Origin of the sequence: Shewanella sp. MM_2022_3 (assembly GCF_022557375.1) — a bacterium.
Taxonomy (GTDB): Bacteria; Pseudomonadota; Gammaproteobacteria; order Enterobacterales; family Shewanellaceae; genus Shewanella; species Shewanella xiamenensis.
The window spans coordinates 113,464-126,568 of sequence record NZ_JAKZGV010000007.1; the positions used below are offsets into that span (position 1 = coordinate 113,464).

Consider the following 13,105-nt stretch of genomic DNA (forward strand, 5'->3'; position numbering starts at 1 on the left):
TATGTCGACAACAAACTGCTGGATTATAAACAGCATAATTCCCCACACTAGATCCAGTATTTCACCTATATCCACTAGATAAGCCTCTAAAATTACTCATTTAATTGATTTTCAGCCAAATGAGTTAGTGATATGGCGCACATTCTCCCTTGGCTTAAAGGTGAAATCCACTAGCCAATTACCCCAATAACGCTTAGGATCAGGGTTGCATTTTTTAGCCAACATATTGTGGAGTATCAAAACATTATGGGTATCAGAGCCATAGTCGTAGACACAGCAGGCACCACGACAGACCTAACCTTTATCCAAGATGTGCTATTCCCCTATTCTGTCAAAGCCTTGCCAGACTTTTTAGCGCAGAACCAACACAATGTTTTGGTGGAAAACTGTATCTGCGACACCCGAGATATCGCCCTAGAGCCAGATGCTGACTTAGCGCGCGTGACTGAAATTTTACAGCAGTGGGTTCGTGAAGACCGCAAAGCGACCCCGCTCAAAACCCTACAGGGGTTAATTTGGAAGCAAGGTTATGCCCATGACGAGTTTAAGGGCCATATCTTCCCTGACTTTATCGAAGCAGTTAAACGTTTTAGCGCACAAAATCTGCGTATTTACAGTTTCTCATCGGGCTCTGTCGATGCCCAAAAACTGTTATTCAGCCACAGCGATGGCGGTGATTTAACCGAGATGTTTAACGGTCATTTTGATACCCGTACAGGTAACAAATTAGATAAACAAGCTTACTGCAATATTCTCAACACCATCAGCTTAAGCCCTAAGCAAGTGCTATTTGTGTCTGATGTGATTGAAGAATTAAAAGCAGCTGACGCAGCCGGCATGATGACCTGCCAAATGGTTCGCGACAGCAAGCAGCGCACGGGCGATTTTCGCACTATCAGCAGTTTCGATGAGCTAGTGATCGAGTAACATCGGCACTGCACATCAAAAGCGACCCTAGGGTCGCTTTTTGTTTTTCTGGCAATCACATCTACCTATCCGCAGGGTGATTCACCCCATCGCAAACGGGCACATCGCCTAATTCATAGGGATTCACGCCTTCGAGGCAACCAAGGTTATAGCCATATTCATTGGGATTAGAGCGCCTTTGATGATGGGTATAAATGCCGCACACAGAGCAGAAGTAATGTTTGGCCGTTTTGGTATTAAATTCGTAGCACTTTAATACGGCCTCGCCTTTGATAATCTTCAATCCCGCCAGCGGCACTGAACAGACGATAGCGCCCTTGCGCCGACAGATTGAGCAATCACAACGCCTTGGCTTTTCAATGCCATTGGGCAGCGATAACTCCAACACCACAGCGCTACAATGGCAAGACGCAAAATGTGTTGCCTGAATAACCGTATCCCCAATCTGTTTTATCATCGCCAACTCCTTGCTTCACTTAATGTTGTCACTATTGCCTAAGGCTTGTCGTAGCTATCTTATACTGCTAGTCTGGCTTCTTAAACGAGCGTTTTAACTAGAGCTTTTGACTATGAGTAATACAATGGAAAGTCCAACACTAAGTCCAATAGAAAAGTTTCTCGCACAGCATCCCATAGTGACCGAAATCCCCGTAGCTTGGGGCGAAATGGATGCGCTGCAACACGTCAACAACGTGGTCTATTTCCGTTATTTTGAAACCGCACGTATCGACTTTTTCAACCGTCTCTTTCCACTCGATGCCCTGTATAAATCCGGTGTTGGTCCTGTGATTAGCGAGAATCAAGCCCGCTATAAACGTCCAGTAACCTTCCCCGATACCCTATTGGTCAGCGTGAGTATCAGCGATATTCAAAGCGACAGATTTACCATGCATTATCAGGCGTTTAGTAAACAGCAGCAGGCAATTACAACCCTAGGCACCTCGGTTGCCGTGATGTTTAACTTTAAAACAGGTCAAAAAGCCGAGCTTCCCACAGAATTACTCGCCATTCTTAAACAACACGAGCAAGCTTAAGCTACCGAGTCGCAGGCTTAATTGCCAGCACACCTTAAGCCAAATTCAGTAGGAGTATGTATGCCAGAAAAAGAGCAAATCGAAACCATCGTTGAACATCAACATGATAAACAACGCTTTGTGATCCCCGTTGATGGGCATGAGGCGGTACTGGAATATCGGCTCAATGGTCAGCACATCGATTTTAGTCGTACCTTTGTGCCCGACAAACTGCGTGGCAAAGGTCTTGCCGAACGTTTAGTTCGCCATGGCCTAAAATGGGCCAAAGCCCAAGAGTTTGAGATAGGAGCCAGCTGTTGGTATGTGCAGAAGTTTTTGAAATAACAGGCTTCGCAACAGGTAAGCTAAATCCAATACACTGGATAGTGGCGTTTGGGATCGGTGGAGAGGTTATTCACGACCAGCGCCACCAGCAATAGCAGCAGTGAGCCGAGAAAGACTGGCATCACCGCATAGAGAAACCCGAGTTGATGCACGTTATCACCGCCTATCACAGCAATTAATGCCGTTGCGCCGCCCGGTGGGTGCAGCGTGCGGGTTAAGTACATCAATGCGATGGCAAGTGATACCGCTAACGCACTCGCGAGCACCATATAATCGGCAAATACCTGATAAACAGCCACACCAATCAGTGCCGATAGCACACTGCCACCAATCAAGTTACGTGGCTGAGAAAACTCAGCCAGCGGCGCGCCATACACTAATACCGCCGACGCCCCAAATGAGCCAATCACAAACATGGTGCCAAGCAGATTATCACCCATATAAGTGGCGAGACTGGCGACTAAGTAAATGCCACAAAAGGCCCCTACCCATGACCAAACGATCTTTTTCAGGGGTTGTCGTGGCGGACAGATGTCCTTAGAACGCATTCGGGTGAAGTAAAATCTCATGCTAGATCCGGCCGGGAGGAATAAAGGCGCGGATAAGTGATCCGCATCACATTTGCGGCCGCCACGTTAACGTTTTCACCGCGCAATTGCAATTGTGCGGTGAAAGCGAATACCGGACTTAAGCAGTTTCGCCGTTCAGGCTAGCTAAGATTTCACGAATATCTTCGGGGATAGGGCGACTCTTCTCGCAGCTGTAGTCGTAGTGTACTAAGGTGGTTTTCACTTCGGCGGTTTTATTGCCAGCCTGCCAACAGCTTTGGGTCAGCTCGAAACTGCTATTACCGATACGGCTAACATAGGTTTTCACCGTCACACTCTTGCCGTAGTATGTCGGCGCGATAAAGGCCACGGTAAAGCCTGCCACTATGAGGTTCCACTGATGCAAATCCAACTCGGGATTAAAAATCTCGAAGATTGGCGTGCGCGCCGCCTCGCACCACACGGGGATCACTGTGTTGTTGATGTGGCCTAGACCATCGGTTTCGGTAAATCTTGGCTGGATGTCCAGGCTGTATTCGGTGACTGACATGCAAACTTCCCTTTTGTTGTTCTTATACTTTTATGCTGTGAATGGGATAAACGAGGTGATTGCCCCGTTTATCCCTACCAAGCCTAACAGAAATAAGAAGCGCGATGCTAGAACTGGCAGCTCGCGGTCTCTGGGGTTTGCTTGCCATTGGCATCGTATTTTTTCATACAGCCAGCCTTACCCATATCATAGATTTTTTCGTATTTGAGCTTGCCACTGCTGTCGTAGGACTTAAACACGCCATGGCTTTTGGGGTTTTCTAAGTGATAGATTTTGCGCCCCTTAGTCACATGGGAAAAATCCGAGAATCCAGGTTCTTCCTGATAGATCACTCCGTTGATATAGCGCTTATGCACCACATGTTGCTCATCAATCCGCAGCATTTCGCTGGCTAACTTACCATTCTGGTCATAACAGACTTTATCCACGGCATAATTGCTGTCGAGATCCTCGATACAACTCACGGCACCATTATCAAAATACTCCCGCTGGATACCACAGCGCGCAATGGCGTTATCCCAGAAATAAGGTTCACCGTTCCAGGTTTCGCCTTCTTGCTGGCAATAGTTCCACAAACTCTTTAACTGACCGTTCGGATAAAAAGTGTAATGGGGGCCAGAAAGACGGTTATTGATAAGATGACCATATTGTACGAGCGAATAGCCGCCGTCGGTGGAATAGCGAATGCTTGGGCCATATTCCTTACCCGCTTTATAAGTCTGCAAGGACATTAAGCGGCCGTTAGAATCAAATCGATATTCTTTATCGACTGACCCATTAGTGTAATAGCTTAATTCGGATAGTCGGCCGCCGCGATACACTCGCTGCTCACCATCTTTAATCGAGCTAGTCTCGGCATTGTTTGTGTTTATTACACCCTCACAATCGCCTGCATAAGGCTCTTTTCGCATCATGCATTCATCCTGCGAGGGTTTAAGTTTTACAGCGTCATTGAACTTATACTGACTCAACTCATTCAGATCGCCGTTAGGTTCGAGCCACATTTGTGGGCCATCTAACTCGCCTTGACGATAGTTAGCTACATTGCTGACAGTGTTCGGGGCTGAATACCATAGACTCTCACCGTGGAGTCTGCCCTTATCATAATGTTTAAGGGCAAACATAAAATTATCTTTATTGAATAACTTAGCCTCACCTTGGCGTAGGCCGTTCTCATAGTTGACTTCGGTCTTGTAGAGGTAAGTCACCGATTGTCTAGTGGTAAATGCATCGTTAGCATCTGGGGTTCGAATATAGACCCAAGTGCCTGAACGTTTACCATCGAGGTAGCTGCCTTCACCGCTTTGAAAGCGATAATCCCCTTGGGTGACCTTTTCTACCCAAGCGCCTTGCTTCACACCCTTTTGGTATTGGCCTTTGCTACCATCGGACTCAAGCCACTCACCGTCTTTTACGCCATTGAGATAAATGCCCTTTTCGGATAATTTCTTCGCGCCTTCGGTGCCGGAATCGTAATCTGGGGTATAGATTTCACTCGGGCCATCGGGCACGCCCTTGTTGTAGTGAATAAAGCCGTAGTTATCGGCGTCATCCATAATGGACTGCAATACCCATTTACCCTGCTTTTGGCCGTCGAGGTACTCGCCCTCCCAATAGGTTTCACGGCTGTCGGCTTCTATCCATTTACCCACTTGTTTGCCCAGCTTATAGTCACCAGCATACATCACACTGCCATTGCGGGCATCGTAGGCGGCAAAGTGACCATCAAGTTCGCCTTGAACATAATTGGCTTCACTGGCAACACCAGCCCAAGTACTGCCCATGCTCATGAATTCGTAAAAAGGCCCTGTTCGCGGGATTTTTTCGCTGCCATTTTTAAGCCAATCGACATCGTCGGCCTCATAACCAATGGCGACTAACATAAAACTGCCATCTTCTTCGACGTAAGCACTGCGATCAAACGTGGCGACTAGACTATATTTTCGTTCACGCCCCTCGGCATCCTTATCGGTGCGAGTCACGGGATAGCGCAGCTTGTATTCCACTGCGGTTTTTACATCCGCCGCTGTGCCTTCAGAATTGCGATAACCAATTAGTGTTGGTTTGAGCTTAGAGGTACCATCTAAAATCGCTTTAATATCAGGATCTTTTACCCCTTCCGCCTCATAGGTCATACGATACTGCTGTGGTGGCAGCTGGCTTAACACCTTGCGAACGCCGCCGACGGTAAAGGTGCTAATGGTTGGTACAACTTCATCGAGCACGGCTTGCAAGCGTGGCAATTTAGTTAGCTCTTCACCCTCAAAGCCATAACCCCGTAGATGCTGACCATCGGCATCCTTGAGCATGACGATAACTTCCTTAGTACCGCCCTTGTCAAAGTCATGGTAAAACACCGCCACGATTTCAGCGCGGCCGTAATCGTCAATACGCACACCGGGCGCATCGCCATAGAGCATTTCGCCCCATACCTGTTGATCTTTTTGATAAAAATTAAGCCATTGGCCATTGGGAAGATCCACGGGACCGTGAACCATTTTGTCATATTCCGCCGCAACCGCAGCAGGAATGACCACAAAAGAAGATAACCACACCGCACCGACCGCGGCGCATAAACGACGAATCGAAAGTTCCATTTAACTATCCTTTACACCGACACCTTGCGCCTCGTGCGCACCAGTAAACGGGGCGAATTTTAAGCTAAGAACTATGCGTCAGGAAGTAGTTGAGACAAAAAAGGCCGCTAAGCGGCCTTTTAAGATCAAATATTTAACAATCAATTATTATACATAGCATTAATTTCATGGGCGTACTTGTGATAAATCATTTTGCGACGCAACTTAAGCGTCGGCGTGATTAATCCTGCCTCCATCGAAAAAGCTTCCGGCAGCAGGGTAAACTTTTTGATTTGCTCAAAACCAGCCAACTCCTGCTGGAGCTGTTTGAGACGCTGCTCGAAATGCTCAACCACATGGCTATGGCGCAGCAGCTCAATAGGCGACTCATACTTTAAGCCTTTTTCCTTTGCCCATGCTTCGAGGGATTCAAAGGCTGGCACAATCAGCGCCGTCACATAGTTACGCGCATCGGCAATCACCGCCACTTGTTCGATAAAAGGACAACACCCAACAGCACCCTCAACCCTTTGCGGTGCAATATATTTACCGTTAGAGGTCTTCATCAATTCTTTAATACGATCGGTAATAAACAAATTGCCGTGGGCATCGAGTCGTCCCGCATCACCGGTTTTTAACCAGCCGTCTTCAAAGGCGGCGGCAGTATCTTCAGGGCGATTGTAATAACCGCGCATCACAGTGTCGCCACGGACTAAGATTTCATCGTCTTTACCCAGTTTAATTTCGATTTCGGGCAAGACTTTACCGTTTGACCCCGCGACACGGTTATCCAAAGTGTTACAGGTCACAGTAGCGTTTGTTTCGGTCATGCCATAGCCACAAAGCACAGGAATACCAATAGCATGGAAAAAAGACGCCACATTTAAATCAAGTGCAGCACCGCCACAGGGCATAAACTTTAAGCGTCCACCGAGCACTGCCTGCAACTTGCTGTAAACCAATTTGTTCGCCAAACGCCATTGCAAGGATAACCACAAACCGCCCTTAGCGCGGCCTTGGCTCACTTCAAACTGACGCTCGCCAACTCCCATCGCCCAAGCAAATAATTTTTTACGACCCTCTGCGGATTTCGCTACCTTATCCTGTACTGCGCTGTAAACCTTCTCGAGGAAACGCGGCACCACACACAAGGTATGCGGACGCACAGCACTTATCGCTTCTTTTACTCTTTGGGTATTTTGCAGATAGACATTATGGCCACCACGGCATAAAACGTAGAAACTCCAGCTACGCTCAAACACATGGCTTAGAGGTAGGAAAGCTAAAGACACATCGCCAGCATTAAAAGGCAAAATCTGATCGTGCTGACGCACAGTCGAAGCCATATTGCGGTAATCCAGCATGACGCCCTTAGGATCACCCGTGGTGCCGGAGGTATAAATCAGGGTTAACAGATCATCAAGATTCGCGTCTTTTAAGCGTTGCTCCAGCTCGGCACTTTGGTCATATGCCTGCGCTAGCACGTTATCTAAATGTCTATGCTGAGGTTTATCCTGAGCCAACTGAACTGAGGCATCGAACACAATCACATGCTCTAGGGTTGGACACTGTTTTTGTAGCTCGCAGGCCAGCGCATATTGCTTAGCGTCGTCGACAAAAATCACCTTAGCCGCCGCATCATTAATGATAAAGCTGGCTTGCTCTAAGGTACTGGTTGGATAAATGGGCACGACAATGGCACGGCTTTTCAGAATGCCGATATCGGCACAGGTCCATTGTGGGCAGTTTTGTGACAGGATCACACAGCGGTCTTGCACTTGTACGCCGAGTTGAATCAACACTTGTGCAATTTTATGGCTGATCTCATCAAATGCCTGCCAACTGACTTGATGCCAAGGGGCTGCCATTTCAAAACCTTCCAGCGCAATAGCCTCCTTTAACGACTGGCTTTGCTGCTGTAATAGTCGAATTACGTGATATTGTTCGAGCGACATGAGTGACTCACCTTTTAGCTTACAAGTGTTCCGCTTTTGCAGCATTCTACCTGAAGGCAAGCTAAAAACTAAGAGTTTTTGCTCTAATCTTGTGCAAATGTCGCCCAAATCACGTCATTTAAGGCCGATTACAGCCCAACGATATCGCCCCGCCATAACTTTTTACGGCCGCCAAACAGGGCAATTTGCCCCAACACAACCAGTAAAAGATCGCCTATTAACCAATAATATAGATGACCATCATGCTGCAATGCCGCTAAACTGATAGACACCCATAGTGAATGCCCCAGCACCACCAGCATAGTCAAGCTAACCTGTAACACTCGGCGGCACAGGCAACCTAGCCCTAACACCAAGGCACAAGCCCAATAGGTGCTCATCACTAAATGCGCCAGCAATGGCACACTCATCTCGCCATTGAGCCAAGTAATAAACACACTACAGAGCAACATGCCGACACTGATGAGATACAGCAATCGTTGCTGTCCTCGGGCAAAAGCATTAACCAAACCAGTTCTGCCATCAAAACCCGGCATCAACAACAGTAACTCTGTTGCACGCGCTCGTTGCACCCGACTCCAATGCACTAGCGAACAGCTGATCACACAAAACTGCGCCAGTAGCAGTAACACCGGAAAATCCCAATTAAACTGATGGGATAATACCCCCAGCACTAATGTCAGCACGGGCAGCAACAACAGCAATACGGTTAACATCGGCCCGATAAAAAAGTTAACCGGATGCAAATAACGCTCGAAACGGCTCAAAAACCGCATGGATTGCAGATTAGGCAACCAAAACCAGCCCATTTCTAACCCGTTGAGGTACACACTGCGTGCTTCCACCCGCCAAGGTAATACTAGGCAGCGGCGCCAAATCAGAACGACAAACACAAACAGCACTATGATGCTCAGCCACAATGGTACTTGCTCAGCCAAAGCGCTAGAAAACGGCACTAAAATAAACAGTAAAAATGAGGAGTAAAACCATTGGGTTTGCCGCAGACACAGCAAAATAAAACCTAAGCTTATCCCTTGGGCAAACACCAGTAACGACAGGCTAGAGGTAAAGTCAAACAATACGCATAAAAGCACCGCAAGGCTAAACACGCCAATGAGCATCACCTCGCACTGGATAAAAATATTCTGCCGATAACGGGGGATTAAGATTGAGCACTCACTCGCCATCAAGCGAATCAACTGCCACGCGACCGCAGCTGAGGTAGAGACAATCCCCATGCCGACAAAAATATCAAAACTCTCCTTCTGCCCAGCCCATCCCGCCAAAACGCTCAGGGCTAAGCCAAATAATCCGGTACCCAAAAAACTCACACTGCCGACATCAAATAACCACAGGCGCAGCATGCCGTTAAAGGGATTGATTGAATGCTGTGTTACAGGCTTATCAGTAGGTTGCACAAGCGGTTTAGCTGAACTCATTTGTGTAACTCCACAAAGAGTTGCTCCAAATTAAGCGCTTCACTTCGCTGCACGCCGGGAAGATTGAGATCGATTGCGCCACTATCCACCAGCACAGAATTACCATCACGGCTCAAAATACGCACCTGCTCAGGCAACTCCGTACCCACAGCCAGTTTGAGTAGACGCACCTCTTCCCGTAGAGCATCGATTTCCTTAAACAGCACTAATTCGCCCTGTTTAATCAGTGCCACATGACTAGCGACCCGCTCTAAATCTGAGGTGATATGGGATGAAAACAGCACCGCCGAGCCGGATTCGAGGGCCAAGTCGAACAAATCGACCATAAATTTGCGTCTGACGATAGGATCGAGGCTGGCCACAGGTTCGTCGAGGATCAGCAACTCGGGACGATAGGCCATCGCCATGATCAAGGCCAAGGATTGACGCTGCCCAACGGACAGACGTTGTACCTGTTGGCTGACATCTAACTCAAAGCGGGCAAGCCAATCTTGCTCTAACTGCATGTCCCAATGGGGATAAAAGCTGCGGTGTAAATCAAGAGCGCGCTCAACGGTAAAACCTTCATAACCAAAGGGCTGTTGTGGCACATAACCAAGGCGCTCCTTTGCGGCTGACGAAAGTTGTTCCGGCGTCTCACCTAAGGTGCGGATGTCACCCGAATCGGGCGAAAGAATCCCCAAAGCGCAGCGCATTAAGGTCGATTTACCCGCACCATTTTGTCCCAATAAGCCAACCACCATCCCGGCAGACAAGCACAAGGACAGATCCTTTAACGCCTGTTTTTCAACGCCATTTTTTCCACGAAAAACTTTGTTTACCTTAGAAAACTCAAGTATTGGGGGAAACTCTTGATCCATCGAATTGCGTCCTTTTTATTCTCGTTTTCGCTTGGGCCGACTAGGCTTGCCAGCGATCGTTAATCAATTGCAGCAACTCGGGCAGGCTCACGCCCAGCTGCTTGGCTTGTGCCAATAAGCCCTCTAATTGTGGCTCAAGCAGACTCACGCCCGACTCCATCGCCTCGGTACGGGCAGCAACCCGAGTCGCCTGCCCACGGCGGCGTTCTAACCAGCCCTGATCCACCAATTGCTGAATCGCGCGAGATACTGTCATCGGGTTCACCGCAAGGTATTCCGCAATCTGGCGCACTGAGGGTAATACGTCTTCCTCTTGCAGTTGGCCGCCCACAATCAAGCGCACGATTTGCTCGTGTAATTGCTTGTAAATTGGCTCACCACTGCTGGGGTTGACATTTAAAAGTTCTAACATTAGGCTTTACACACTGTATTAATACATTGATACACCGATACACTGTATTTAAAGTATCACACTCATCCTGAAATGCAAAAAGGAAAGCGCTCATGATAGATAGCATGATCCACAGGAAGTCCCATAATGCCGGCGCTTGCGTTGCGATTAAGCGTTCAAACACTGGCTGGCATAAACATATTTCAACTCGCAAAATCATAGGCTTGAGCACACTTATGCTCGCTATGGCTAGCGCAACGGTTTGGGCAAGTGAAAAATCAGCTCCTTCAACAACCCCCACAAATACCTGTTATGTAGAAGGTGTTTCGGACCGTTTAAACTGCGGCTTTGTGACTGTGCCAGAGAATCCCAACAAGCCCGATGGCAAACAGATCCAAGTGCATTATGTGGTCTTGCCTGCGGTGAAAAACGTCAATCATGAAGAAGCACTGCTGGCGATAGCAGGCGGCCCAGGTCAATCGGCCATCGATAATGCGGCAAGCTTTGATAGCATGCTGAATAAAGTGCGTCAGCAGCGGGATATTTTGCTGATTGATCAACGCGGTACAGGTCGCTCAAATCTATTGAATTGCGATGCAGGTGAACAATCCTTACTCGCCCTCAACGATGACAATGTTGATAGCTTAGCCGAGGCGCAAAAATGCCGAGATCAATTAACGGGTAGCGATGTCACCCAATACGGCAGTCTCAATGCCGTGGCAGACTTCGAAGCCGTGCGCGCCCATTTAGGCTACAAAAAGCTGCACTTATACGGCATTTCTTACGGCACACGCATGGCGCAGCTCTATATGCGTTTGTATCCCGAGCACTTAGCCACAGTTACCTTAGACGGCGTAGTGCCGATGCAGCAAAGCGTATTAGAAATCGGCTCGGCAATTGAGCGCGGCTTTGACTTATTGTTTAAAGATTGCCAAGACACCGCGGCCTGCCATGCCGAGTTTCCTGAGCTCAGGGCCGAGTTTGACCAAGTGGTCGCAAGACTGACCGAAGGGCCAGTGATGGAGCAAGTACACGACCCGGTCACGGGTGAAAAGACCTTACTCACGCTCACCCGAGCGAAGTTTTATGGCGCGATCAGAATGGCACTGTATCAAACCAATGTGCGCGCCTTAGTGCCCCATGCGATTCATCAAGCCGCCAAAGGTAACTATCAACCGCTACTCGGATTGTATGCCTTAACTACCGATGGTGCAGGCATGGCAATGGGCATGCACGCCTCCGTAGTTTGCGGTGAAGACATCCATCGCATCACCCCAGCGATGCGTGAACAGGCAAAAACCTCCTATGTTGGCAAATCTATGCTCGAAGGCCTAGAGGCATCATGCTCTGTGTGGAAAGTGCCACCCGTCGATGCCAGCTTTAGCGAGCCTATTAAGAGTGATATCCCCACGCTGTTGCTGTCGGGCGAAATAGACCCTGCCACACCACCAAGTTGGGCGGAACTTGCCATGGAAAAACTCACCAACGCTAAACACTTGGTCGCACCTTATGCGACCCATGGCGTGGCCTATCAGTCCTGCGCCAATAACCTAGTTGCCGAGTTAGTGCGTACTGGTTCGGTTAAAGATCTCGATGGTGAATGTTTGAAAAAGGATGTGCGCCGCAGTTTCTATTTAAACGCCAGCTCAGTTGAACCACTCGCGACCGAAGATGCAACCCACTCTTCCAAAGATAAGCCCAAAGATAAGCCCAGCACTGGAGCCAAGGAGTAAGTCATGATCAAAGTATCCCATCTTTCTAAGCGCATCGGCGAAGTGCAGGCCCTAAACGATTTGAGTTTTGTTGCTGAAAACGGCCAGATCACCGGCCTGCTCGGCCCCAATGGCGCGGGTAAAACCACCTGTTTACGCACTATCTTTGGCCTGCTGAAACCCGATACTGGCACGGCAGAAATTGAAGGTATCGATGTCGCCATCGACCCAATTGGTGCCAAGCAGCAACTCGGCTTATTCCCCGATCCATTTGGCCTGTATGAGCGCCTCACGCCGCGGGAATATATCCGTTACTTCGCCGAACTCAGCGGTTTATCCGCCAGTGACGCCAAGGAGGCCACCAGCAAGGTTATCGCCAAACTGCGCCTCGAAGATATTAGCGATCGCCGCTGTAAAGGCTTCTCCCAAGGGCAACGAATGAAAACCGCCCTCGCCCAAGCCATAGTCCACAGTCCGAGCAATATTATCCTCGACGAACCGACCCGTGGGCTGGATGTAATGAGCACTCGCTTGCTGCGCGATATTCTTATCGACCTTAAAAACCAAGGGCATTGTGTGCTGTTTTCCAGCCATGTGATGCAGGAAGTCGCGGCGCTGTGCGACCAAGTGATTGTGATGGCACAGGGCCGAGTGGTGGCCATCGGCAGCCCAGAACAGCTTTGCGCACAAACGGGTAAGGCCTCACTCGAAGATGCCTTTATCCAGCTGATCGGCACCGATGAGGGTATTGCCGCATGATGACTCACAGCTACATCAACGCTTATACAA

The 13,105-nt window shown here is 48.7% G+C and carries 13 protein-coding genes; 5 read left to right on the plus strand and 8 right to left on the minus strand.

What is annotated here, in order from left to right; translation table 11 throughout:
- Positions 1 to 246: 246 nt before the first annotated feature.
- Positions 247 to 927 (plus strand): acireductone synthase, encoded by a 681-nt coding sequence (mtnC, locus tag MMG82_RS06610; RefSeq protein ID WP_037427953.1) that lies wholly within the window; start codon positions 247 to 249, stop codon positions 925 to 927.
- A gap of 61 nt (positions 928 to 988) precedes the next feature.
- Here the strand turns inward: mtnC and MMG82_RS06615 are convergent, their stop codons facing one another.
- Positions 989 to 1,384, minus strand: coding sequence for a GFA family protein (locus MMG82_RS06615; RefSeq protein WP_241406650.1), 396 nt, complete (start codon positions 1,382 to 1,384; stop codon positions 989 to 991).
- A 148-nt stretch (positions 1,385 to 1,532) separates the two neighbouring features.
- On the opposite strand from MMG82_RS06615, the gene MMG82_RS06620 reads away from it, so the two are divergent.
- The gene (locus MMG82_RS06620) at positions 1,533 to 1,961 is read left to right on the plus strand and encodes a thioesterase family protein (protein WP_041416664.1); all 429 of its coding nucleotides are present in this window, start codon (positions 1,533 to 1,535) and stop codon (positions 1,959 to 1,961) included.
- A gap of 60 nt (positions 1,962 to 2,021) precedes the next feature.
- Positions 2,022 to 2,285 (plus strand): GNAT family N-acetyltransferase, encoded by a 264-nt coding sequence (locus tag MMG82_RS06625; RefSeq protein ID WP_241406651.1) that lies wholly within the window; start codon positions 2,022 to 2,024, stop codon positions 2,283 to 2,285.
- 20 nt (positions 2,286 to 2,305) lie between these two features.
- Here MMG82_RS06625 and MMG82_RS06630 read toward each other — a convergent pair whose 3' ends face one another.
- From MMG82_RS06630 to MMG82_RS06660, 7 genes are all read right to left on the minus strand, one after another.
- Entirely contained in the window at positions 2,306 to 2,854 is a 549-nt protein-coding gene (locus tag MMG82_RS06630) for an HPP family protein (RefSeq protein ID WP_039977429.1), read from the minus strand.
- Between the two features lie 118 nt (positions 2,855 to 2,972).
- On the minus strand, positions 2,973 to 3,383 hold the full coding sequence (locus MMG82_RS06635; RefSeq protein WP_023265906.1) for a thioesterase family protein: 411 nt from the start codon (positions 3,381 to 3,383) through the stop codon (positions 2,973 to 2,975).
- A 107-nt stretch (positions 3,384 to 3,490) separates the two neighbouring features.
- The gene (locus tag MMG82_RS06640; RefSeq protein ID WP_047536439.1) at positions 3,491 to 5,980 is read right to left on the minus strand and encodes a hypothetical protein; all 2,490 of its coding nucleotides are present in this window, start codon (positions 5,978 to 5,980) and stop codon (positions 3,491 to 3,493) included.
- Between the two features lie 140 nt (positions 5,981 to 6,120).
- Positions 6,121 to 7,914 carry a long-chain fatty acid--CoA ligase gene (locus MMG82_RS06645; protein WP_047536437.1) on the minus strand — a complete coding sequence of 598 codons (1,794 nt, stop codon included), beginning with the start codon at positions 7,912 to 7,914 and terminating at the stop codon, positions 6,121 to 6,123.
- 128 nt (positions 7,915 to 8,042) lie between these two features.
- Positions 8,043 to 9,353 carry an ABC transporter permease gene (locus tag MMG82_RS06650; RefSeq protein ID WP_144376203.1) on the minus strand — a complete coding sequence of 437 codons (1,311 nt, stop codon included), beginning with the start codon at positions 9,351 to 9,353 and terminating at the stop codon, positions 8,043 to 8,045.
- Positions 9,350 to 10,213, minus strand: a complete 864-nt coding sequence (locus MMG82_RS06655) for an ABC transporter ATP-binding protein (protein ID WP_047536432.1) — start codon at positions 10,211 to 10,213, stop codon at positions 9,350 to 9,352. Before MMG82_RS06655 ends, MMG82_RS06650 begins: the two co-directional genes overlap by 4 nt.
- A 40-nt stretch (positions 10,214 to 10,253) precedes the next feature.
- Positions 10,254 to 10,625, minus strand: a complete 372-nt coding sequence (locus MMG82_RS06660) for a GntR family transcriptional regulator (RefSeq protein WP_218678099.1) — start codon at positions 10,623 to 10,625, stop codon at positions 10,254 to 10,256.
- Between the two features lie 92 nt (positions 10,626 to 10,717).
- On the opposite strand from MMG82_RS06660, the gene MMG82_RS06665 reads away from it, so the two are divergent.
- Both MMG82_RS06665 and MMG82_RS06670 read left to right on the plus strand, forming a co-directional pair.
- Positions 10,718 to 12,337, plus strand: coding sequence for an alpha/beta hydrolase (locus MMG82_RS06665; RefSeq protein WP_241406652.1), 1,620 nt, complete (start codon positions 10,718 to 10,720; stop codon positions 12,335 to 12,337).
- A 3-nt stretch (positions 12,338 to 12,340) separates the two neighbouring features.
- Positions 12,341 to 13,075 carry an ATP-binding cassette domain-containing protein gene (locus MMG82_RS06670; protein ID WP_037416198.1) on the plus strand — a complete coding sequence of 245 codons (735 nt, stop codon included), beginning with the start codon at positions 12,341 to 12,343 and terminating at the stop codon, positions 13,073 to 13,075.
- Positions 13,076 to 13,105: the final 30 nt, after the last annotated feature.

Coding starts and splice junctions, on each gene's coding strand:
- mtnC (WP_037427953.1), top strand. CDS start 247: ATGGGTATCAGAGCCATAGTCGTAGACACAGCAGGCACCACGACAGAC.
- MMG82_RS06615 (WP_241406650.1), bottom strand. CDS start 1,384: ATGATAAAACAGATTGGGGATACGGTTATTCAGGCAACACATTTTGCG.
- MMG82_RS06625 (WP_241406651.1), top strand. CDS start 2,022: ATGCCAGAAAAAGAGCAAATCGAAACCATCGTTGAACATCAACATGAT.
- MMG82_RS06630 (WP_039977429.1), bottom strand. CDS start 2,854: ATGAGATTTTACTTCACCCGAATGCGTTCTAAGGACATCTGTCCGCCA.
- MMG82_RS06635 (WP_023265906.1), bottom strand. CDS start 3,383: ATGTCAGTCACCGAATACAGCCTGGACATCCAGCCAAGATTTACCGAA.
- MMG82_RS06640 (WP_047536439.1), bottom strand. CDS start 5,980: ATGGAACTTTCGATTCGTCGTTTATGCGCCGCGGTCGGTGCGGTGTGG.
- MMG82_RS06645 (WP_047536437.1), bottom strand. CDS start 7,914: ATGTCGCTCGAACAATATCACGTAATTCGACTATTACAGCAGCAAAGC.
- MMG82_RS06650 (WP_144376203.1), bottom strand. CDS start 9,353: ATGAGTTCAGCTAAACCGCTTGTGCAACCTACTGATAAGCCTGTAACA.
- MMG82_RS06655 (WP_047536432.1), bottom strand. CDS start 10,213: ATGGATCAAGAGTTTCCCCCAATACTTGAGTTTTCTAAGGTAAACAAA.
- MMG82_RS06660 (WP_218678099.1), bottom strand. CDS start 10,625: ATGTTAGAACTTTTAAATGTCAACCCCAGCAGTGGTGAGCCAATTTAC.
- MMG82_RS06665 (WP_241406652.1), top strand. CDS start 10,718: ATGATAGATAGCATGATCCACAGGAAGTCCCATAATGCCGGCGCTTGC.
- MMG82_RS06670 (WP_037416198.1), top strand. CDS start 12,341: ATGATCAAAGTATCCCATCTTTCTAAGCGCATCGGCGAAGTGCAGGCC.